The sequence below is a fragment of the Pseudomonas parafulva genome, assembly GCF_000800255.1.
Classification (GTDB): Bacteria; Pseudomonadota; Gammaproteobacteria; order Pseudomonadales; family Pseudomonadaceae; genus Aquipseudomonas; species Aquipseudomonas boreofloridensis.
This window is the reverse complement of the sequence record NZ_CP009747.1, coordinates 4,239,452-4,257,835: the sequence shown is the minus strand read 5'-3', so window position 1 is coordinate 4,257,835 and position 18,384 is coordinate 4,239,452. Positions and strand designations below refer to the sequence as shown.

General features: G+C 64.2%; 18 protein-coding genes and 1 pseudogene. 8 read left to right on the top strand and 11 right to left on the bottom strand.

Going from position 1 to position 18,384, the window contains the following annotated elements; genetic code table 11:
* Window positions 1–33 precede the first annotated feature (33 nt).
* On the bottom strand, window positions 34–684 hold the full coding sequence (locus NJ69_RS18640; protein WP_039582071.1) for a hypothetical protein: 651 nt from the start codon (window positions 682–684) through the stop codon (window positions 34–36).
* A gap of 229 nt (window positions 685–913) precedes the next feature.
* On the opposite strand from NJ69_RS18640, the gene NJ69_RS18635 reads away from it, so the two are divergent.
* Complete coding sequence (locus NJ69_RS18635) at window positions 914–1,546, top strand: SCO family protein (RefSeq protein ID WP_039582069.1); 633 nt, start codon at window positions 914–916, stop codon at window positions 1,544–1,546.
* Between the two features lie 79 nt (window positions 1,547–1,625).
* Here the strand turns inward: NJ69_RS18635 and NJ69_RS18630 are convergent, their stop codons facing one another.
* The 3 genes from NJ69_RS18630 to NJ69_RS18620 form a co-directional block, all read right to left on the bottom strand.
* Window positions 1,626–2,399, bottom strand: coding sequence for a MetQ/NlpA family ABC transporter substrate-binding protein (locus tag NJ69_RS18630; protein WP_029612494.1), 774 nt, complete (start codon window positions 2,397–2,399; stop codon window positions 1,626–1,628).
* 66 nt (window positions 2,400–2,465) lie between these two features.
* On the bottom strand, window positions 2,466–3,137 hold the full coding sequence (locus tag NJ69_RS18625) for a methionine ABC transporter permease (RefSeq protein WP_039582067.1): 672 nt from the start codon (window positions 3,135–3,137) through the stop codon (window positions 2,466–2,468).
* On the bottom strand, window positions 3,137–4,144 hold the full coding sequence (locus tag NJ69_RS18620) for a methionine ABC transporter ATP-binding protein (RefSeq protein ID WP_039582065.1): 1,008 nt from the start codon (window positions 4,142–4,144) through the stop codon (window positions 3,137–3,139). The genes NJ69_RS18625 and NJ69_RS18620 overlap by 1 nt, the downstream gene beginning before the upstream one ends.
* Before the next feature lie 225 nt (window positions 4,145–4,369).
* On the opposite strand from NJ69_RS18620, the gene katE reads away from it, so the two are divergent.
* Complete coding sequence (gene katE / locus NJ69_RS18615; RefSeq protein ID WP_039582064.1) at window positions 4,370–6,514, top strand: catalase HPII; 2,145 nt, start codon at window positions 4,370–4,372, stop codon at window positions 6,512–6,514.
* Between the two features lie 53 nt (window positions 6,515–6,567).
* Here katE and NJ69_RS18610 read toward each other — a convergent pair whose 3' ends face one another.
* The 4 genes from NJ69_RS18610 to zur all read right to left on the bottom strand — a co-directional run bounded on the left by NJ69_RS18610 (window position 6,568) and on the right by zur (window position 9,425).
* Entirely contained in the window at window positions 6,568–7,275 is a 708-nt protein-coding gene (locus tag NJ69_RS18610) for a PA5502 family lipoprotein (RefSeq protein WP_039582061.1), read from the bottom strand.
* A gap of 119 nt (window positions 7,276–7,394) precedes the next feature.
* Complete coding sequence (znuB, locus tag NJ69_RS18605) at window positions 7,395–8,177, bottom strand: zinc ABC transporter permease subunit ZnuB (RefSeq protein ID WP_039582060.1); 783 nt, start codon at window positions 8,175–8,177, stop codon at window positions 7,395–7,397.
* Complete coding sequence (gene znuC / locus NJ69_RS18600; RefSeq protein WP_039582057.1) at window positions 8,170–8,943, bottom strand: zinc ABC transporter ATP-binding protein ZnuC; 774 nt, start codon at window positions 8,941–8,943, stop codon at window positions 8,170–8,172. Before znuC ends, znuB begins: the two co-directional genes overlap by 8 nt.
* Complete coding sequence (gene zur, locus NJ69_RS18595; protein WP_039582055.1) at window positions 8,940–9,425, bottom strand: zinc uptake transcriptional repressor Zur; 486 nt, start codon at window positions 9,423–9,425, stop codon at window positions 8,940–8,942. The genes znuC and zur overlap by 4 nt, the downstream gene beginning before the upstream one ends.
* A gap of 66 nt (window positions 9,426–9,491) precedes the next feature.
* Between zur and NJ69_RS18590 the strand changes: the two genes are divergently transcribed.
* On the top strand, window positions 9,492–10,397 hold the full coding sequence (locus NJ69_RS18590; RefSeq protein ID WP_052192151.1) for a zinc ABC transporter substrate-binding protein: 906 nt from the start codon (window positions 9,492–9,494) through the stop codon (window positions 10,395–10,397).
* A gap of 64 nt (window positions 10,398–10,461) precedes the next feature.
* On the opposite strand, the gene NJ69_RS18585 is transcribed toward NJ69_RS18590, so the two are convergent.
* Together NJ69_RS18585 and NJ69_RS18580 are read right to left on the bottom strand one after the other, a co-directional pair.
* Window positions 10,462–11,412, bottom strand: coding sequence for a homoserine kinase (locus NJ69_RS18585; RefSeq protein WP_039582053.1), 951 nt, complete (start codon window positions 11,410–11,412; stop codon window positions 10,462–10,464).
* A gap of 73 nt (window positions 11,413–11,485) precedes the next feature.
* Window positions 11,486–11,773 carry a DUF2782 domain-containing protein gene (locus tag NJ69_RS18580; RefSeq protein ID WP_029612500.1) on the bottom strand — a complete coding sequence of 96 codons (288 nt, stop codon included), beginning with the start codon at window positions 11,771–11,773 and terminating at the stop codon, window positions 11,486–11,488.
* A 75-nt stretch (window positions 11,774–11,848) separates the two neighbouring features.
* Between NJ69_RS18580 and polA the strand changes: the two genes are divergently transcribed.
* Window positions 11,849–14,596: a DNA polymerase I gene (gene polA / locus NJ69_RS18575; RefSeq protein WP_039582051.1), complete on the top strand. Its 2,748-nt coding sequence runs from the start codon at window positions 11,849–11,851 to the stop codon at window positions 14,594–14,596.
* A 298-nt stretch (window positions 14,597–14,894) separates the two neighbouring features.
* Here polA and yihA read toward each other — a convergent pair whose 3' ends face one another.
* A complete protein-coding gene (yihA, locus tag NJ69_RS18570) occupies window positions 14,895–15,527 on the bottom strand; it encodes a ribosome biogenesis GTP-binding protein YihA/YsxC (protein ID WP_039582049.1) in 633 nt (210 codons plus the stop codon).
* Between the two features lie 181 nt (window positions 15,528–15,708).
* Between yihA and NJ69_RS22960 the strand changes: the two are divergent.
* The 4 genes and pseudogenes from NJ69_RS22960 to NJ69_RS18555 all read left to right on the top strand — a co-directional run bounded on the left by NJ69_RS22960 (window position 15,709) and on the right by NJ69_RS18555 (window position 18,346).
* Window positions 15,709–16,006: pseudogene (locus NJ69_RS22960) on the top strand (c-type cytochrome).
* 31 nt (window positions 16,007–16,037) lie between these two features.
* A complete protein-coding gene (locus tag NJ69_RS18565; RefSeq protein WP_039582047.1) occupies window positions 16,038–16,655 on the top strand; it encodes a c-type cytochrome in 618 nt (205 codons plus the stop codon).
* A 192-nt stretch (window positions 16,656–16,847) separates the two neighbouring features.
* A complete protein-coding gene (dsbA, locus tag NJ69_RS18560) occupies window positions 16,848–17,480 on the top strand; it encodes a thiol:disulfide interchange protein DsbA (protein ID WP_029612507.1) in 633 nt (210 codons plus the stop codon).
* A gap of 11 nt (window positions 17,481–17,491) precedes the next feature.
* On the top strand, window positions 17,492–18,346 hold the full coding sequence (locus NJ69_RS18555) for an endonuclease/exonuclease/phosphatase family protein (RefSeq protein WP_029612508.1): 855 nt from the start codon (window positions 17,492–17,494) through the stop codon (window positions 18,344–18,346).
* Window positions 18,347–18,384 lie beyond the last annotated feature (38 nt).

The following is an 18,384-nucleotide window of genomic DNA, read 5'->3' as shown; positions in this document are numbered from 1 at the left end:
CATTGGGGGCAACTCCCGCCACGGCCCTCGGGCTCAGTGGCTGGTCTGGTGCAGGTCCAGTTCCACACTCAACTGGCGCGACAGGCATGGCCAGCGCTTCCACGCTTCGCCGGTTTGCGGGCTGCGCAGGGTTTCGCGGTAGGCCTCCACCGATTCGACGGCGAAGCTCTCGTCGTCGAGCATTTCGTCCACCGAGTGATGCACCACTTCGTCCAGTTGATTGGCGAAGGTTTCGCCGATCAGTTGGTGAGCGATGAGGTTGGCCACGGTGGTGTCCACCGGGATCAGTGGCTGCTGGAAGTGGCGGATGTACAGGTCGTTGACCTCTTCGACCAGCCGATGCGCCAGGTAGGCTTCGTCCAGCAGGCAGTCCAGCCCGGTGTGCGAGCCCACCACGCTGGGCGGCTGCAGGAAATAAGCCTCGGCGATTTTCAGCACGGGCTTGATCTGCGACTCGATACCCGCCTCGCGGGCCACTGCATGGGCGGCTTCGAGCAGTTCGGGCACTTGGTCGATGTAGGCGCTGACGAAGCGTGCCAGGGTACCCTTGGCATCCTGCACGGGTAGTTGGATCAGCGGGTGCAGGTGCGGCAGCTGCTGCTCGAGGCGCTGTTGCAATTGGCCAGTGCGACTCTCGTACAGTTGGGCTTGATGGATCTGCTCGCGTACAGCTGCGGTGTTCATGACAACTCCAGGGACAAGGCGTTACAAACGGAAGACACTAAGGTAGCTCGGTTGCGCATAGGCCTAAGACGCATTTGTTATATCAGCGAGACACTTGCTCCATGCGGTTATATCAATGTGCCATCATTTTGCCGCTCTGTTAGCCCTAACCGGTCAAGGACTGTAATCTAGCCGCCTACGACGAGATCCTTCATTCCCATTTCGCCCCTCTGAATCGAATGCCCAAGCCATGACCCGAACCCAGAAAACCATCCTGATCCTGTTCGCCCTGACCGCATTGATCCTGGGTTTGACCGTTACCAAAGCGCTCAACGGCCGGGGCGAAGCCGATTCGGCCGGGCTCACCGAGGCCGGGATCATTCTGCTGGCACAGAGTCGCAGCGTGCCGGCGGTGAGCATGACCGACCAGAACGGTCAGCCGGTGCAACTGGACCAGCTCAAGGGCAAGTGGTCGTTGCTGTTCTTCGGCTATACCTACTGCCCTGACATCTGCCCGACCACGCTGGCCCAGTTGCGGCAGGTCAAGAGCGAGCTGTCCAAAGGGACGCTCGATCACTTGCAGGTGGTACTGGTGAGCGTCGATCCGGCCCGCGATACCCCCCAACAGCTCAAGCAGTATCTGGCGTATTTCGACAAGGATTTCGTCGGGCTGGCCGGCTCCATCGAAGACACCCAGACACTGGCCCATGCCTTGAGCATCCCGTTCATCCCGGCGGACACGCGCAAGCCTGGCTACACCGTGGATCACAGTGGCAACTTGGCAATCGTCGGGCCGGATGGTCGGCAGCGCGGTTTCATCCGTGCGCCGTTCGACACTCAAAAGCTGGTGGCGCAGTTGCCCAAGCTGGTGAAGCGCGACTGATTCAAGCGCTGTCGCGCGCCCGATTACGGCTGGAGCCGTTTCTACGAATCGGGCGCTCAGGGCAAGTGGACGTGCGCAATCAGAACGCCGGAACCACTGCGCCCTTGTACTTCTCGGTGATGAACTGCTTCACCTCAGGCGAGTGCAGGGCCTGAACCAGCTTCTTGACCGCGTCGCTGTCCTTGTTGTCCTCGCGGGTGACCAGGATGTTCACGTAGGGCGAGTCCTTACCTTCGATGGCCAGGGCATCCTTTTCCGGATTGAGCTTGGCTTCCAAGGCGTAGTTGGTGTTGATCAGCGCGGCATCCACCTGGGTCAGCACCCGTGGAATGGTGGCCGCTTCCAGCTCACGGAACTTCACGTTCTTGGGATTCTCGGCGACGTCCTTCACGGTGGCGAGGATGTTGCTGTTGTCCTTGAGCTTGATCACACCGGCCTTGTCCAGCAGCAGCAAGGCTCGGCCGCCGTTGGTGGCGTCGTTGGGGATGACCACGGTGGCACCGGACGGCAGCTCGTCGAGTGTCTTGTACTTGCTCGAATAGATGCCCAGCGGTTCGATATGCACGCCGGCAACGCTGACCAGATGGGTGCCCTTGGCCTTGTTGAATTCGTCCAGGTACGGCTGGTGCTGGAAGAAGTTGGCGTCCAGGCGCTTCTCGGCCACTTGCACGTTGGGCTGGATGTAGTCAGTGAACTCCTTGACCTTCAAATCCACCCCTTCCTTGGCCAGCGTCGGCTTGACGAAGTTGAGGATCTCGGCGTGCGGCACCGGGGAGGCGGCCACGCTCAAGGTTTCCGCCGCCTGGGCGGAGAAGGCCGCGACGGCGGCGACGACAGCAAGCAGTTTCTTCATCGATCACTCCTTGTGAGGGCCGCGACGGCCCCCGAACGGGTCGGCACGCCGACCCCATTGGGGTTGTTACTTACGGGAAAAATGCACGACCAGCCGGTCGCCGACGCTCTGCAGGATCTGCACCAGCACCAACAGCAGCACCACGGTGACGATCATCACGTCGGTCTGGAAGCGCTGGTAGCCGAAGCGGATGGCCAGGTCGCCCAGGCCGCCGGCGCCGACCACACCGGCCATCGCGGTATAGGACACCAAGGTGATCGCGGTGACCGTAATGGCCGCAAAAATACCTGGACGCGCTTCGGGCAGCAGGGCATTGGTGATGATCTGCCGGGTGGTGGCGCCCATCGACTGAGTGGCCTCGATGATGCCGCGGTCCACTTCGCGCAGCGCAGTTTCCACCAGGCGGGCGAAGAACGGCGTGGCACCGACCACCAAGGGCGGGATGGCGCCAGCCACGCCCAGCGAGGTGCCGGTGATCAGTACGGTGACCGGAATCATCACGATCAGCAGGATGATGAAGGGCAGCGAACGCAGGATGTTCACCACCAGCGACAGCAGCGCATACACGCCCTTCTGCTCGAACATCTGCCGCGGGCCGCAGAGGAACAGCAGCACGCCCAGCGGCAGGCCGAGCAGCACGGTGAACAGCAGCGAGCCGAACAGCATGATCAGGGTGTCGCCGGTGGCCAACCAGATCTCGGACCAGTCGACGTTGGCGAAGAAATTCAGGGCGTCCATCAGCGCAGGACCTCCATGTGGACGTCGGCGGCCTGGAAGCGCGCGAACGCAGCGTCGATGTTGCCGCCGGTGACGGCGAGGGTGAGTTGGCCGTAGGGCACGTCCTTGATGCGGTCGATGCGTCCGGCCAGGATGCTGTAGTCCACTCCGGTTTCGCGGGCGACGGTGCCCAGCAGCGGCGCATAGGTGGCTTCGCCCTGGAAGGTCAGGCGCACGATGCGGCCCGGCACGTGGGCAAAGTCGTCGCGTTGCTCGTGCTCGTCCACCTGCTCGTCTTCCTGGACGAAGCGCTTGGTGGTGGCGTGCTGCGGATGCAGGAACACGTCGGCCACCGAACCCTGCTCGACGATGACCCCGGCATCCATTACCGCCACGCGGTCGCAGACCCGACGGATCACGTCCATTTCGTGGGTGATCAACACGATGGTCAGCTTTAGCTCGCGGTTGATCTCGGCCAGCAGTTGCAGCACCGAGGCGGTGGTCTGCGGGTCGAGGGCACTGGTGGCTTCGTCGCACAGCAGGATCTTCGGGTTGGTCGACAACGCCCGGGCGATGCCGACGCGCTGCTTCTGGCCACCCGACAGCTGCGCCGGATACTTCTTCGCGTGGTCCGACAGGCCGACGCGGGCCAGCAACTGGCTGACACGTTGGTCGATCGCCGCACGCGACAGCTCGCCAGCCAGCACCAGCGGCAGGGCGACGTTATCGGCGACGGTCTTGGAGGCCAGCAGGTTGAAGTGCTGGAAGATCATGCCGACCTGCTGGCGGAAACGCCGAAGTTGGTTGGCGTCGAAGGCGGTGACGTCTTCTCCGTCGACGATGATCTTGCCGCCGGACGGCGCCTCCAGGCGGTTGATCAGGCGCAGCAGGGTACTTTTGCCGGCACCGGAATGGCCAATAAGGCCGAACACCTGGCCATCTTCGATGCTCAGGCTGGTCGGGTTGAGGGCGGGGATGTCCCTACCGGCGACGCGGTAGGTCTTGTGCACATGTTGGAACTCGATCACGTAGCGAACCTTGTGGGGCGCATGGAATTTAGGGTCAGCGGTGAGCTGGGGTCGCGCATTTTAGCCTTTTCCCCTGGCGGTTCTTAGCATTTATTTCGTCTTCGACCAATCGCCTGGGCATAACGCGACGGTCGGTAAACCCGATGGAACGCATGGTCAACCCCTCCAGTCACTACCTGAACAAGCCCCCGATGGGCAGCCTGAAGACTGATGAGGAGAGCCAAGATGTCGAGCAACAGGACCGACGCGCCCAAGCAGAGCGAACTGGCTGGCACCCAGACCCCTGACCGCGCCAACACCAACACCAAGCTGCAGAACCTCGAGCAGGCGCGCAGCGATGCCACCGGCCAGGCGCTGCGGACCAACCAGGGCGTACGCATCGCCGACAACCAGAACACGCTCAAGGCAGGTGCGCGCGGGCCTTCGCTGCTTGAAGACTTCATCATGCGCGAGAAGATTACCCACTTCGACCATGAGCGCATCCCCGAGCGCATCGTGCACGCCCGCGGCACCGGCGCCCACGGTTACTTCCAGAGCTACGGCAACCACAGCGCACTGACCAAGGCCGGTTTCCTGCAAGACCCGGAGAAAGTCACCCCGGTGTTCGTGCGCTTCTCCACCGTGCAAGGCCCGCGCGGCTCGGGGGACACGGTGCGCGATGTGCGCGGTTTCGCCGTGAAGTTCTACACCGATGAAGGCAACTTCGACCTGGTCGGCAACAACATGCCGGTGTTCTTCATCCAGGATGCGATCAAGTTTCCCGACTTCGTGCATGCGGTCAAACCCGAGCCGCACAACGAGATTCCAACCGGTGGCTCGGCCCATGACACCTTCTGGGACTTTGTTTCGTTGGTGCCGGAGTCGGCGCACATGGTCATCTGGGCTATGTCCGACCGTGCCATTCCGCGCAGCTTGCGGATGATGGAAGGCTTCGGTGTGCACACCTTCCGCCTGATCAACGCCGAAGGCGTGGCCAGCTTCGTCAAATTCCACTGGAAGCCGCGTCAGGGTGTTCACTCGGTATTGTGGGACGAGGCGCAGAAACTGGCTGGCAAGGACACCGATTACCACCGCCGCGACCTGTCCGAAGCCATCGAGACCGGCGACTACCCCGAGTGGGAACTGGGCGTGCAGATCGTGCCGGAGGCCGATGAACACACGTTCGACTTCGACCTGCTCGATCCGACCAAGCTCATCCCCGAAGAACTGGTGCCGGTGACGCCGCTGGGCAAGATGGTGCTCAACCGCAACCCGGACAACTATTTCGCCGAGATCGAGCAAGTGGCGTTCTGCCCAGGGCATATCGTGCCGGGCATCGACTTCACCAATGACCCGCTGCTGCAGGGGCGCCTGTTCTCGTATACCGATACCCAGATCAGCCGCCTGGGCGGGCCGAACTTCCATGAGATCCCGATCAACCGCCCCGTGGCGCCGAACCACAACAATCAGCGCGATGCCATGCACCGCCAGACCATCCACAAAGGGCGCGCGTCCTACGAGCCGAACTCGATCGACGGCGGCTGGCCGAAAGAGACGCCCGCCGGGCCTCAGGATGGCGGTTTCGAGAGCTATCAAGAACGCGTCGACGCGCACAAGATCCGCGAGCGCAGCGAGTCGTTCAGCGATCACTTCTCCCAGGCCCGCCTGTTCTTCAAGAGCATGAGCCCGAACGAACAGCAGCACATCATCAAGGCCTATAGCTTCGAGCTGGGCAAGGTCGAGCGCGAGTACATCCGCGAGCGGCAGGTGAATGAGATTCTGGCCAACATCGATCTCGACCTGGCGACGGCGGTGGCCGAGAACCTGGGCTTGCCGGCGCCCAAGGCGGGCACCGTCAAGGCGCCTCAGTCCAAGCTCAAGACCTCCCCTGCCCTGAGCCAGATGAACCATCCCGGCACGGTCGGCATCAAGGGCCGCAAGATCGCCCTGCTGATCGCCAACGGTGTGGACGGTGCCAGCGTCGACACGCTGGTCAAGGCGCTCGAGGCGCACAGCGCGCGGCCGATGCTGCTGGGGCCGACTTCGGCGCCGGTGAAAACCGCCGACGGCAAGGCGCTGCCGGTGGATGCGTCGATGGAGGGCATGCCGTCGGTGATGTTCGACGGCATTCTGGTGCCGGACGGCAAGGCCTCGCTCGATGCCCTGGGCGCCAGTGGCGTCGCCAAGCACTTCCTGCTCGAAGGCTACAAGCACTTGAAGGCCATCGGCGTGGCGCCGCAGGGCAAGGCGCTGCTCGATGCGCTGGGTCTGAAGACCGACAAGGGGCTGCTGCTGGGCGACGACCAGAAGACCGTGGAGGCCTTCGTCAAGGCGGTCGAGGCTCATCGGGTGTGGGAGCGAGAAGCGGCGGCCGAGGCCATTCCAGCCTGACAGTTAACGCCGCGCTGTAGCGAAAGGGCCGCATTGCGGCCCTTTTCGTTTGTTCAGTTTTGATGCGGAACCAGCACCACTTGGGCCGGCAAGGCGCGCTGGATTTCATGCTTCTGTTTCAGCGGGAAGCTGGCATCGAGCTTGCTGACGCGCTTTTGCAGCAACGTCTTCAGCCAAGGCGCGTCCTGGATGCGCGGCACTTGGAAAACCACTTCGCAGTGATAATTCACCACGTCGGCGGCAATGTCGTCCAGTTGCCGGCGCATGGCCGCGATGTCCGTGGTTTTCAACGCAATTACCGTGCTCGGTGCTGCCGGATCGATGACCCGAGCCTGGGGTTTGGACTCGGCAGCCTTGAGTGCGGCCTCGGCCTTGTCCAGCTCGGCCTGGCGGGCCTGTGCCACGGCTTCGCCGCCGGTCAGAGCCGGCGCCTGTGGCATCAAGGCACGCGCTCGGGCCAGCGCGGTGGCAGCGGCGTTGACGTCGCCCTTCTGCAACACGATCTGGCTGCGTTGCAGGTAGGCTTCGGCCAACTGGCGATGATACTGCTCGACGCGGGCGTCGTCTGGCGACTGCGCTTGCAGCGTGGCGAGTTGATCTTCGGCGGTGGCCAGCTCGTTGCTGGCGATGTTCTGTTGCAACTGCTGCCAGGCGTCGGGCTGTTCCGGGGCAGCGGGCGGTTCGACCGGCGCCGAGGAGCAGGCGGCAAGGAACAGCGAAAAGACGGCAACAAGCAGATAACGGGAGGCGAACGGCTTCATTCCTGCGACTCTCTATTTGCGCAAAAAGCGAGCAAGTCTACACCCAGGTGTGCACGCTCGAAAACACGTCTTACTGACCCTTTACCCAAGTAAAGGTTGCACGGTGCGACCTTCAGGTGTCAGCGCTTGGGCAGTGCCAGGCTCAGCAAGAATAGCACCGCCGCGCAGACCACGATCGACGGACCGGCCGGGGTGTCCTTGAACCAGGACATCGCCAGGCCGCCACAGACCGCGGCCACGCCCAGCAGGCTGGCGCCCAACGCCATCTGTTCGGGCGAGCGGGCGTGACGTTGTGCCGCGGCGGCGGGAATGATCAGCAGCGAGGTAATCAGCAGTACACCGACGATTTTCATCGCCACCGCGATCACCACCGCGATCAGCAGCATCAGCGTCAGGCGCAGCCCCGCCACTGGCAAGCCTTCGACCCGCGCCAGTTCCTCGTGCACGGTGACCGCCAGCAGGGGGCGCCAGAGCGCGGCCAGCAAGGCCAGCACCAACACACTGCCGCCGAGGATCCAGGCCAGGTCGGTGCTGCTGATGGCCAGCAGGTCGCCGAACAGATAGGCCATCAGGTCGATGCGCACATCGTGCATGAAGCTCAAGACCACCAAACCCAGCGACAAGGTGCTGGGGGCGAGAATGCCAAGCAGGGTGTCCGACGCCAGCGGCTGGCGCTGCTGCAGGGTTACCAGCAGGATCGCCAGCAGCAGGCAGCCGATGGTCACCGCCAGGGTCGGGCTGACGTCCAGGGCCAGGCCCAGGGCCACGCCCAGCAACGCCGCATGGGACAGGGTGTCGCCGAAATAGGCCATGCGCCGCCAGACCACGAAGGAGCCCAGCGGGCCGGCGACCAGCGCCAGGGACAATCCGGCAAGCAAGGCGTAGAGAAGAAAATCAGCCATGCTTGCAGTGCTCTCCGTGGACATGGGCGCCGGGGGCGATCACGGCGCCATGCAGGTCGTGGCTGTGATCGTGATGATGGTGATAGACCGCCAGGCTCGGCGCCGTCTGGCCGAACAGCTCGACGAACGCCGGGTCGCCGCTGACCTGCTCTGGGTGGCCCGAGCAGCACACATGGCGATTCAGGCAGACCACCTGGTCGGTGGTGCTCATCACCAGGTGCAAGTCGTGGGAGACCATCAGCACACCGCAGCCGTAGCGGTCGCGCAGGCGGGTGATGAGGTTGTACAGCTCGCCCTGGCCGACCACATCGACGCCCTGCACCGGTTCGTCGAGCACCAGCAGCTCGGGCTCGCGCAGCAGTGCGCGGGCCAGCAGCACGCGCTGCATCTCGCCGCCGGAGACGGTCTGGATCGGGCTGTCGATGACCTGTTCAGCGCCCACCTCGCGCAACGCCGCCAGCGCCCGGGCGCGGTCCACGCCGGGTACCAGGCGCAGGAAGCGCAGCACTGACAGCGGCAGCGTGGCATCGACCTGGATTTTCTGCGGCATGTAGCCGATACGCAGGCGCGGCTTGCGCCAGACCGTGCCACGGTGCGGCTTGAGCAGGCCGAGCACGGCACGCACCAGGGTGGTCTTGCCGGCGCCGTTGGGGCCGATCAGGGTGACGATCTGGCCGGGTGCGACCGCCAGGTCGATGCTGTCGAGCACCGCTTCGCCGGCAAAGCTCACGCCGACCTGCTCCAGGCGGATCAGCGCGTCGCTCATGCGGCGCTCCGGCAGTTGGCGCACAGCCCGACCACTTCGACGGTCTGCGTCTCGACGGTGAAATTCACCGCCTTGGCGCTGGCGACGATGGCATCGCTGATGCTGTCCTGCTCCAGCTCGATGGCCACGTGGCAGGCGCGGCAGATCAGGAATTGACCCTGATGCTTGTGTTCGGGATGGCTGCAGCCGATGAAGGCGTTGAGCGAAGCGATGCGGTGCACCAGGCCATTTTCCAGGAGAAAGTCCAGCGCGCGGTAGACCGTCGGCGGCGCAGCGCGGCGGCCGTCCTGCTCGCTGAGCACGGCGAGGATATCGTAGGCACCCAGCGGCTTGTGGCTTTGCCACACCAGTTCGAGCACGCGCCGGCGCAGCGCGGTGAGGCGCAGCCCCTGGCGCGCGCACAGCGTGTCGGCTTCGCTCAAGGCGCTGTGCACGCAACGGGAATGATCGTGGGGACGGTTGGCCAGCGGGGTGATAGACATGGGCGGCGACGATTATCGGCGGAGACGTTATTATGTTACCTGTTTCTGACGAGTCGAGTATTCACCGTGTCCCGATTCCTTACCCTTTTTGTCGCTTTCATCGCTTTTTCCGCCCACGCAGACGTGCGGGTGCTCACCAGTATCAAACCCCTGCAGCAGATCGCTGCAGCGGTTCAGGATGGCGTTGGCCGCCCTGACGTACTGCTGCCGCCTGGGGCGTCGCCGCACAACTACGCGCTGCGCCCCTCCGATGTGCGCAAGGTCGGCGATGCCGACCTGCTGTACTGGATCGGACCGGACATGGAGAGCTTCCTGCCCCGGGTGTTGAAGAACCGCAGCAAGCCTACCGTGGCGGTGCAGTCGCTGCCGGGCATGAAGCTGCGCCACTTCGGCGAGGACAGCCATTCCCACGAGCAAGACCAAGACGATCACGACCATGACCACCGCCCCGGCTCGCTCGACGCGCACCTGTGGCTGTCGTCGATCAACGCGCGGGTGATCGCGGCGAAGATGGCCAGCGACCTGGCGGCGGCCGACCCGGCCAACGCTGCGCGCTACCAGGCCAACCAGAAAGCCTTCGCCGAGCGGCTGGAAGCGCTGGACCAGCGGATCAAGACGCGGGTCGCGGGTATCGCGGGCAAGCCTTACTTCGTGTTCCACGAAGCCTTCGACTATTTCGAGGCCGAGTACGGCCTGCGCCACACGGGCGTGTTCAGCGTCGCCGCCGAGGTGCAGCCGGGGGCGCAGCATGTGGCGGCCATGCGCACGCGTTTGCAGGCGGTGGGGCCGACTTGTGTGTTCAGCGAGCCGCCCATTCGTCCGCGTCTGGCCGAAACCTTGGTGGCTGGATTGCCGGTGAAGTTGGCCGAGCTCGACGCCTTGGGCGGGACCGACCCGGTGGACGGCACGGGCTATGAGCGCTTGCTGGAGAAGCTCGGAGGGGATTTGGCGGGGTGTTTGGAGAGCCTCTGACGCTCTGATCCCAAAGGGGCGGCCTCATCGCGGCGGGTCATCGCCGCGACGAGGTGCTTGCCTGTCACAAGGCGATGGGCAGCTTCAAGGCCACATGCTGACGCTGGGCCAGGCGGACCTCGAACTCGCGGGGGTCATGGATGGTCACGTCCATGCCGGCGAAATCACGGGCGGCGATCAGCCGCGACAGCCAGAACCGCACGCAGCCCACGCGCAGCATCACCGGCCACAACTCGGCTTCTGCCGCCGTGAAGGGCCGTAGCCCAGCGTAGGCGCCGAGCAGCGCCTGGGCATGCGGCAGGTCGATACCGCCGTTGGCGTCCAGGCACCAGTCGTTCAGGGTAATGGCGATGTCATAGAGCATCGGCCCGGAGCAGGCGTTGTAGAAGTCGATCAGGCCGCTCAAGTGAGTGCCTTCGAACATCACGTTGTCGCGGAACAGGTCGGCGTGCAGGTTGGCCTTGGGCAGTGCGAGAATCTGCGCCTTATGCGCTTCGATTTCCTGCAAGGCGCTACGCAGCAACCCACTCTGCTCGGCGTCCAGGCCCGGCAGCAGCTCGGCGCCGGCGCTGAGCATCCAGTCCAGCCCCCGGTCGGTGCGGCGTTCGATGATGCGCTCGCGGGTGGCCAGGTGAATGTGCGCTAGCAGTTCGCCCACTTGCGCGCAGTGTTGGTTGTTCGGGGCTTTCACATGCTTGCCCGACAGTCGCGGTTGCAGCAGCGCCGGCTTGCCGCACAACTGGCGCAGACCGTGGCCCTCGCGGTCGCGCACGGCGTAGGGCACCGGCATGTCGGCGTCGTGCAGCACATCGAGCAAATCGATGAAGAACGGCAGGTCCTCGGCCGGCCCGCGCTCGATGAGCGTCAGGACGAACTCCCCCTTTTCCAGGCTGACGAAGAAGTTGCTGTTTTCGGTTCCGGCGGCGATGCCCTGGAAGTCCAGCAGGCGGCCCAGCTCATACGGCGCCAGAAAGGTTTCCAGCTCGGGCCGGGACACGGGGGTGAAGACTGACATGTTGAAAAGCTGCCCATGCAGGCACTTCCAACTGGGAAGTGCCGGGTTGATGAGAACGGTACGGGTGACTACCTCACCATTCGAAGATTTTCCAGGACGGAATCAGCATGTCCGGCTGGTCGGATCGAATGAAGTTGCCGTCGGAGCCATCGGCGCGTACCAGGAAATATGGCTTGCCGTGTTTCGGCGTGACCTTGATCGCATAAAGGAATCCGTTTTGACGGTACTCCTGAATGGTGCGATCGCCTTCCGTGCGAATGGTTACATCGGGATCGGCCGATGGGGCCTCGTCCGCCGCCAGTGCCAGGACCGGGGTGATGGCCAGCAGGCTGAGCAGTAACAGGCGAATGGGTGTGCGCATGATAACCTAAGTCCTTTTGTCGTCACTGATCCGGCTATTCTAGCGCCGGACCCGTCGAAAAGGTTGATTCCTCTCATGAGCCAAGCGCCCCTCGTCCTGGTGGACGGTTCGTCCTACCTCTACCGCGCCTTCCACGCCCTGCCGCCGCTGACCACCTCCAAGGGCATGCCGACCGGCGCGGTCAAGGGCGTGCTGAACATGCTCAAGAGCCTGCGCCGGCAGTACCCCGACGCGCTGTTCGCGGTGGTCTTCGACGCCAAGGGCGGCACCTTCCGTGACGCCATGTTCGCCGAATACAAGGCCAACCGCCCGAGCATGCCCGACGACCTGCGGGTGCAGGTCGAGCCGCTGCACGCCAGCGTGCGGGCGCTTGGATACCCACTGCTGTGCGTAGAGGGCGTCGAGGCCGACGACGTGATCGGCACCCTGGCGCGCAGCAGCGCGGCGGCCGGGCGCCCGGTGATCATCTCCACCGGCGACAAGGACATGGCGCAACTGGTGGACGGCCACATCACGCTGGTCAACACCATGACCGGCAGCGTGCTGGATGTCGCCGGCGTGCACGAAAAATTCGGCGTGGGGCCTGAACACATCATCGACTTCCTCGCCCTGATGGGCGACAAGGTCGACAACATCCCCGGTGTCCCCGGCGTTGGCGAAAAAACCGCGGTGGGCTTGCTGACCGGCATCGGTGGTGGCCTGCGCGAGCTGTACGAGAACCTCGACAAGGTGCCGAGCCTGGCCATTCGCGGCGCCAAGAGCTTGCCGGCCAAGCTCGAAGAGCACCGTGATGCGGCCTTCCTCTCTTACGAACTGGCCACCATCAAGATCGATGTCGAGCTGGACATCGCCGTGGACGCGCTGGTCTGCGGCGAGCCTGACCGCGAGGCCTTGCTGGCGCTGTACACGGAAATGGAGTTCAAGAGCTGGATCGCCGACGTGCAGCGCGACGCCGCCCGCGAAGGCGCTTCGATCGAGCCGGTGGAGGCGCCGGCAGCCAAGGTCGAGGCCAGGTACGAAACCGTCCTCGACCAGGCGCGCTTCGACGTCTGGCTCGACAAGCTGCGTCAGGCACCGCTGTTCGCCTTCGACACCGAGACCACCGGGCTGGACGCGCAGCGGGCCGAGCTGGTCGGCGTGTCGTTCGCGGTCGAGCCCCATGAGGCTGCCTATGTGCCGCTGGCCCACGACTACGAGGGCGCGCCGCAGCAGTTGGACCGTGATGCGGTGCTGCTGGCGCTCAAGCCGCTGCTGGAAGACCCGGCCAAGGCCAAGGTCGGGCAGAACGCCAAGTACGACATCAACATCCTGGCCAATTGCAGCCAGCCGATCGAGGTGCGTGGTGTGGCCTACGACACCATGCTCGAGTCCTACGTGCTGGACTCCACCGCCACTCGCCATGACATGGACAGCCTGGCCCAGAAGTACCTCGACCACCGTACCATCGCATTCGAGGACATCGCCGGACGCGGCGCCAAGCAGTTGACCTTCAACCAGATCCACCTGGACAAGGCAGGCCCCTACGCGGCCGAGGACGCTGACATCACCCTGCGGCTGCACCTGGCGCTGCAAGCCCGCCTGGCGCGTACGCCGAGCCTGCAGCCGGTACTCATGGACATCGAGATGCCGCTGGTGCCGGTGCTGGCCAAGATCGAGCGCCAAGGCGCGCTGGTCGACGCCGCCTTGCTCAAGGTGCAAAGCGGCGAGCTGGGGGTGAAGATGGCCGAGCTCGAGCGCCAGGCCTACGAGTTGGCGGGCGAGCCGTTCAACCTCGGCTCGCCCAAGCAACTGGGGGTGATTCTCTACGACAAGCTGGGCATGCCGGTGCTGAGCAAGACCGCCAAGGGTCAGGCCTCCACCGCCGAGGCGGTGCTCGCCGACCTGGCCGCCGAAGGTTATCCACTGCCGACCGTGCTGATGGAGTACCGCTCCCTGAGCAAGCTCAAGAGCACCTACACCGACAAGCTGCCCGAACAGATCAACCCGCGCACCGGACGCATCCATACCTCGTACCAGCAGGCCGTGGCCGCCACCGGGCGACTGTCCTCCAGCGACCCGAACCTGCAGAACATCCCGGTGCGCACACTCGAGGGCCGGCGCATCCGCCAGGCCTTCGTCGCCAGTCCGGGCTACAAGCTGCTGGCGGCGGACTACTCGCAGATCGAACTGCGTATCATGGCCCACCTGGCCAAGGACGAAGGTCTGCTGCACGCCTTCCGCAATGACCTGGACGTGCACCGGGCTACCGCCGCCGAAGTGTTCGGCGTGGCACTGGAGGCGGTCACTCACGATCAACGACGCAGCGCCAAGGCCATCAACTTCGGGCTGATCTACGGCATGAGCGCGTTCGGTCTGGCCAAGCAGATCGGCGTGGATCGCAAGCAGGCGCAAGACTATATCGACCGCTATTTCGCCCAGTACCCCGGCGTGCTGGCCTACATGGAGCGCACCCGCGCCCAGGCGGCCGAGCAGGGGTTCGTCGAGACCTTCTTCGGCCGCCGTCTGTACCTGCCGGACATCAACGCCAAGAACCCGGCCCTGCGCCGTGGTGCCGAGCGCACGGCGATCAACGCGCCGATGCAAGGGACCGCCGCCGACATCATCAAGCGGGCCATGGTCAACGTCGATCATTGGCTGGCCGACAGCGGCCTGGATGCGCGGGTGATCCTGCAGGTGCACGACGAACTGGTGCTGGAGGTGCGCGAGGATCTGGTGGAGCAGGTGCGCAACGAGATTCGTCCGCACATGAGCAACGCGGCTCAACTGGACGTGCCGTTGCTGGTCGAGGTCGGTGTCGGCGCCAACTGGGACGAAGCCCACTGAGGCGAGCGCTGGCGGTCTGCGGCGTGAGCGCGCAGGCCGCTACAGTGCGAAAGATGAAACCTGTGCAATTAGTTTTCCGGGCTCAGGAACTAAACCCGTGAAGTGCAACTCAGAGTACCTGAATGGCTGGTGAAGCCGTTCGATGCTCCTATGTTGTGTTAAGTGTTGGCAGATATCTGGATCCCGCCCTAGCGGTCCGGACTTGAACCCCGAACTTCCCCCTCCCCATATGAAGTCCGGGGTTTTTTTTGCCCGCAATTTGCCATTCGGCGTCGATCACTGCGGGCAAACAGGCACCTCACGCCGCCGGCTTGTCTTCCAGCTCCATCCAGTCCGCCAGCACCCGGTATGCCTCTTCCAGGCCCTGGCGCTTGGGCGCCGAAAACAGCTGGATGGAGGCCGCATCGCCCCAGCCCTTGCGAATCTCCGCCTGGACCTTGAGCAAGGTGTTCTTGGCCGCACCGTGGGTGAGCTTGTCGGCTTTGGTCAGCAGGATGTGCATGGGCATGCCGCTGGCCTTGGCCCAGTCGAGCATCATCTTGTCGAAGTCGGTCATCGGATGGCGCACATCCATCAACAGGATCACCCCACGCAGGCACTCGCGCCCGCCCAGATACGCCTCCAGGTGCCGCTGCCAGTGCTGCTTGAGCGGAATCGGCACCTTGGCGTAGCCATAGCCCGGCAGGTCGACCAGGCGGCGCTCGTCGTCGAGGCTGAAGAAGTTGAGCAGTTGGGTGCGCCCTGGCGTCTTGGAGGTGCGCGCCAGACTGGCGTGGGTCAGGGTGTTGAGGGCGCTGGACTTGCCGGCGTTGGAGCGCCCGGCGAACGCCACCTCGTAGCCCAGGTCTTGCGGGCATTGTTCGACCTTGGCGGCGCTAAGGGCGAATTTGGCCTTCTGGCAGAGGCCGAGGATGGGGTTTTTGAGTTGCATGGGTTATCCGAAGTGCGTGTTGCCTGATCCAGGCCACATTTCCGTTTACGGGGAGCACGTATATAATGCCCCAGTTTTTGTGTGCTCATTCTCCCAACGTAGGAGAGCGGGCATGGGGTGCCGAACACCAGCTTGCGCATCAGAACGCAGCGCGGCCCCCAACCCTGTCAGGTCGTTGCGCATGGCGAAACGGCTGCTGGCGAGCGGTAGGTTCCACCGTTTTCAGCGCACAGGCTACACAGGATCCCGAGGCGTGACCAACCGCAGCGATGCGCAGGGTCACGCGGCATCGCCGTCATCGGCCCTCTGCAGGGCAGACAGCGTCGAGGGAGCCTGGCCTGGCGCAGGTTGTGAGCGGGCCGTTGACGCACGTTGCTCAGGGTTTCAAGGCTATGCCGTCGCGTGGATTGTGCATGGACTGCAGTACCGAGGACTACCGGTCGGTCATCCTTTGGATGAGCGGCAGTCCCGATACATAACATTTCACCCTTAGCCGTGTTGGATGAGCTGATGAACAAACTAGTCGTGAGTCTGCTGTTGACCATGGGCGTCGCAGCGGCGGCCGTTGCCGCCGAGCCCATCAAGGGCGATGCCGCCGCCGGCCAGGCCAAGACTGCGGTCTGCGGTGCCTGCCACAACCCCGACGGCAACAGCCTGGCGCCGAACTTCCCGAAACTGGCCGGCCAGGGCCAGCGCTATCTCGAAAAGCAATTGCACGATATCCAGTCCGGTAAACGCCAGGTGCTGGAGATGACCGGCATGCTCGCCGGCCTGAACGATCAGGACCTGGCCGACATCGCCGCCTATTTCGCCAGCCAGAAAGGCAGCGTCGGCGCCGCCGATCCGAAGCTGGTCGAGCGCGGCCGCGCGCTGTTCAATGGCGGCGACCTGGACAAGGGCATGCCAGCCTGCACCGGTTGTCACTCGCCCAATGGCCAAGGCATCGCCCTGGCCGGCTTCCCGCACCTGAGTGGCCAGCATGCCCAGTACGTGTCCAAGCAGCTCACCGACTTCCGCGAAGGCAACCGCAGCAACGACGGTGATGCCATGACCATGCGCACCATCGCCGGCAAGCTGAGCAACAAGGACATCGAGGCGCTGGCCAGCTACATTCAAGGGCTGCACTGAGGCACGGCGTTAACGCTCGGTTAATGCGGTGTCGTGGAATATCGGTCGGCGCGGACATCCGACCGATGGCCAGGCTGAGTGCTGGCTGCCTTTTTTGCGCGCTCAGCCGTTACACTACAGAACTCGAGCCCGTCGTGGCCTGTCTGAGCACAGGTCGCGTCGAGGCGACCACAGATCGCCCAGGAGTAAAGCATGCGTAAACTGATTCTCAGCACTGCGCTGGTCGCCGCCAGCGTCTTCGGTATGACCGCCGTCCAGGCCGCCGAGCCGGTGGCAGGCAAGGAATATATCGAGCTGAGCCAACCGGTGCCGGTGTCCGAGCCTGGCAAGATCGAAGTCGTCGAGCTGTTCTGGTACGGCTGCCCGCACTGCTACCACTTCGAGCCGACCCTCAATCCCTGGGTCGAGAAGCTGCCCAAGGACGTCCACTTCAAGCGTGTTCCGGCCATGTTCGGCGGCCCTTGGGACGCCCACGGCCAGATGTTCCTGACCCTCGAAGCCATGGGCGTCGAGCAGAAGGTTCACGCTGCCGTCTTCGACGCCATCCAGAACCAACGCAAGCGCCTGACCGATCCGAAGGACATGGCCGATTTCCTCGCCACCCAGGGCGTGGACAAGGACAAGTTCCTCGCCACCTTCAACTCCTTCGCCATCAAGGGCCAGGTCAACCAGGCCAAGGAACTGGCGAAGAAGTACGAAATCACCGGCGTACCGAGCATGGTCGTCGATGGCAAGTACCGCTTCGACCTGGGCACCGCCGGCGGGCCGGAAGGCGTGCTGAACGTTGCTGACCAGCTGATCGCCAAGGAGCGCGCCGCCAAGTAGGCGGCGTCACCATGGCCCGTTTGCGTCAAACGCGAAGCGTCGGCCTGCACCAGCCGCGGGTCAACGAGCATCACCTGCAGGCCCCCGGCCTGCCGGAAGATGGTCGCCTGCGGCTGCTGAGCTTCAACATCCAGGTCGGCATCAGCACCGAGCGCTACCGTCATTACCTGACCCGCAGTTGGCAGCACCTGCTGCCGCACAACGGTCGGGCCGGCAATCTGCAGAAAATCGGCGAGCTGCTCGGCGATTTCGACCTGGTGGCCCTGCAGGAAGCGGACGGTGGCAGCCTGCGCTCGGGCTATATCAACCAGGTCGAGCACCTGGCCCAGCTCGGGGCATTCCCCTATTGGTATCAGCAGCTCAACCGCAACCTCGGGCGTTTCGCCCAGCACAGCAACGGCGTACTCAGCCGCCTGCGCCCCCAGCATCTGGAAGACCATCCCCTGCCCGGCCCGGCCGGTCGTGGTGCCATTCTGGTGCGCTTCGGCGAGGGTGAGGACGCGCTGATCGTGGTGATGATGCACCTGGCGCTGGGCGCCAAGACCCGTGCGTTGCAACTGGCCTACATCCGCGAGCTGATCGGCGGCTATCGCCACCAGATTCTCATGGGCGACATGAACACCCATGCCAACGACCTGCTCGAGCGCTCGCCACTGCGCGACCTTGGCCTGATCGCGCCGCAGGTCGAGGCCACCTTCCCCAGCTGGCGCCCGCAACGCTGCCTGGACCACATCCTGCTCAGTCCGAGCCTGACCCTGGAACGGGTCGAGGTGCTGTCCCAGCCCATCTCCGATCACCTGCCCGTGGCCGTGGAGATCCGTTTGCCCGCTGCCCTGACGCCCGATACCCTGCCGGCGGTGCGCTGAAGCGCTCAAGACTTGGCGCTTCTCGCCGACATCCAGTA

Excerpts from the sequence above, each read along its gene's own strand:
- NJ69_RS18640 (WP_039582071.1), bottom strand. The coding sequence starts at position 684 with ATGAACACCGCAGCTGTACGCGAGCAGATCCATCAAGCCCAACTGTAC.
- NJ69_RS18635 (WP_039582069.1), top strand. The coding sequence starts at position 914 with ATGACCCGAACCCAGAAAACCATCCTGATCCTGTTCGCCCTGACCGCA.
- NJ69_RS18630 (WP_029612494.1), bottom strand. The coding sequence starts at position 2,399 with ATGAAGAAACTGCTTGCTGTCGTCGCCGCCGTCGCGGCCTTCTCCGCC.
- NJ69_RS18625 (WP_039582067.1), bottom strand. The coding sequence starts at position 3,137 with ATGGACGCCCTGAATTTCTTCGCCAACGTCGACTGGTCCGAGATCTGG.
- katE (WP_039582064.1), top strand. The coding sequence starts at position 4,370 with ATGTCGAGCAACAGGACCGACGCGCCCAAGCAGAGCGAACTGGCTGGC.
- NJ69_RS18610 (WP_039582061.1), bottom strand. The coding sequence starts at position 7,275 with ATGAAGCCGTTCGCCTCCCGTTATCTGCTTGTTGCCGTCTTTTCGCTG.
- znuB (WP_039582060.1), bottom strand. The coding sequence starts at position 8,177 with ATGGCTGATTTTCTTCTCTACGCCTTGCTTGCCGGATTGTCCCTGGCG.
- znuC (WP_039582057.1), bottom strand. The coding sequence starts at position 8,943 with ATGAGCGACGCGCTGATCCGCCTGGAGCAGGTCGGCGTGAGCTTTGCC.
- zur (WP_039582055.1), bottom strand. The coding sequence starts at position 9,425 with ATGTCTATCACCCCGCTGGCCAACCGTCCCCACGATCATTCCCGTTGC.
- NJ69_RS18585 (WP_039582053.1), bottom strand. The coding sequence starts at position 11,412 with ATGTCAGTCTTCACCCCCGTGTCCCGGCCCGAGCTGGAAACCTTTCTG.
- NJ69_RS18580 (WP_029612500.1), bottom strand. The coding sequence starts at position 11,773 with ATGCGCACACCCATTCGCCTGTTACTGCTCAGCCTGCTGGCCATCACC.
- polA (WP_039582051.1), top strand. The coding sequence starts at position 11,849 with ATGAGCCAAGCGCCCCTCGTCCTGGTGGACGGTTCGTCCTACCTCTAC.
- yihA (WP_039582049.1), bottom strand. The coding sequence starts at position 15,527 with ATGCAACTCAAAAACCCCATCCTCGGCCTCTGCCAGAAGGCCAAATTC.
- NJ69_RS18565 (WP_039582047.1), top strand. The coding sequence starts at position 16,038 with ATGAACAAACTAGTCGTGAGTCTGCTGTTGACCATGGGCGTCGCAGCG.
- dsbA (WP_029612507.1), top strand. The coding sequence starts at position 16,848 with ATGCGTAAACTGATTCTCAGCACTGCGCTGGTCGCCGCCAGCGTCTTC.
- NJ69_RS18555 (WP_029612508.1), top strand. The coding sequence starts at position 17,492 with ATGGCCCGTTTGCGTCAAACGCGAAGCGTCGGCCTGCACCAGCCGCGG.